This is a genomic window from Thioclava sp. JM3, assembly GCF_002213185.1.
Lineage (GTDB): Bacteria > Pseudomonadota > Alphaproteobacteria > Rhodobacterales > Rhodobacteraceae > Thioclava > Thioclava nitratireducens.
Genome location: NZ_NBOB01000036.1, coordinates 1 through 1537, shown reverse-complemented (window position 1 = coordinate 1537; position 1537 = coordinate 1). Strand labels below are relative to the sequence as shown.

General features: G+C 64.3%; 2 protein-coding genes and 1 pseudogene. All 3 read left to right on the top strand.

The genetic code is table 11. The features are described from left to right. Nucleotides 1–225 precede the first annotated feature (225 nt). Entirely contained in the window at nucleotides 226–639 is a 414-nt protein-coding gene (locus B6V73_RS20325) for a transposase (protein WP_143597963.1), read from the top strand. Then, a complete protein-coding gene (gene tnpB / locus B6V73_RS20320) occupies nucleotides 639–989 on the top strand; it encodes an IS66 family insertion sequence element accessory protein TnpB (protein ID WP_088726316.1) in 351 nt (116 codons plus the stop codon). Before B6V73_RS20325 ends, tnpB begins: the two co-directional genes overlap by 1 nt. 54 nt (nucleotides 990–1043) lie before the next feature. Then, nucleotides 1044–1537: pseudogene (locus tag B6V73_RS21400) on the top strand (IS66 family transposase zinc-finger binding domain-containing protein); the annotation flags it as partial.

Below are 1537 nucleotides of genomic sequence, written 5' to 3'. Positions count from 1 at the left end.
GGCCGCATCGACGAACTTCTCCCGTGGAACTTCAAGCCGTCAAGCTGAACCTGAGGTGGGATGCAGCCGCCGCTTACTAAGAAGCTGCACGAAGTCGCCGCGCAGGTGCATGCTGCGATGTGCGGTTGACAACGCATAAACGTAAGCGTTGTCTGAGCGGCAAGTTGTCCGCGCCGGCGCGGACTGCGAGGTGATACCCATCTCAAAATGGGAGTGCGTTTCGCAATGGATGCTCAGACTGCGTTTCTCAGATCGCTGGGAGTTGAGATCTTCGAGAGCGGGCACCGCCGGTGGCCGGAGAAGGTGAAGGCACAGGCTGTCGCGGAGACACTTGAGCCGGGCGCGACGGCCAACGCCGTGGCGGCGCGTTACGGGATGAAGCCGAACCAGTTGTCGGCGTGGCGATGCCTGGCCAAAGAGAGCAAGCTGGTCCTGCCCGCCGCCGAGATGCCGGATGAGCCGACTGCCTTCGCGCCGGTTATCCTGTGCGAGCCGAAGCCCCCGAAGGCGCCGCGGCCCTCGGGGCAGTCGGACGACAGCCTGCGCCACGTCTTCGGTGAAGTGACGGTCGCGCTTTCCGCCGAGACCCCGGCGGTGCGGGTTGCCGAGATCGTCCATGCGCTCGGGGCGTCCTCGTGATGATGCCGTCCCACACCGTCGGTATCCTCGTGGCGACACAGCCGATCGACTTCAGGAAAGGCCACGACGGTCTCGCCGCGCAGGTCACATCGGTCCTGAAGGAGGATCCGTTCACTGGCACCGTGTTTTTGTTCCGGGCGAAGCGTTCAGACAGGCTGAAGATCCTCTTCTGGGACCGCACCGGGCTGGTGATGGCCTACAAGCGGCTCGAGGAGAGTTCCTTCACCTGGCCGGCGGTTCGGGACGGCGTGATGACTTTGAACCGGGCGCAGTCCGAGGCCCTGTTCGCCGGTCTCGAGTGGCGCAAAGTGAAGGTCCTGGAGATCCGTCGCCCGGCTGCGGCAGAGTGAATCAGGCACGAGAAAAGGCGGGCCTTCGAAACGGCTTCGGGGTAGCCTCCGGCCATGCCATCCACCGCGATCATTGACCTGTCCGCAATCCCCGAGGTGCAGCGCGGCGACAGCTTCGCGCTGCGCGAGAATGAGGAGCTCAAAGGTGAGAGGGTCAGCCTCAAGGAGATCATCAAGCGCCTCGAGCATCTGGTCGCCGAACTCAACCAGGCAGTCCACAGTAAACGATCCGAGAAGCTTAGCGAAGATGACCGGCAGCTGGCTTTCGAGGATCTCGAGATTGCGGTCGCCGAAGCCGAGGAGAACTAGGAGACGCAAGCGCCGTCCGAGAGCCGACCCCGGCGTGCAGCCCGGCGCAATCGAGGCCACCTGCCCAAGGACCTGTCGCGCATCGAGCGCGTGATCGAGCCGGACAGCTTGCGATGTCCTTGTGGCTGCGGGGAGATGCACAAGATCGGCGAGGACCGCACAGAGCGACTGGACATCGTGCCCGCCCAGCTGCGCGTGCTCGTCACGGTTCGCCCCAAATACGCCTGCCGCGCCTGCAC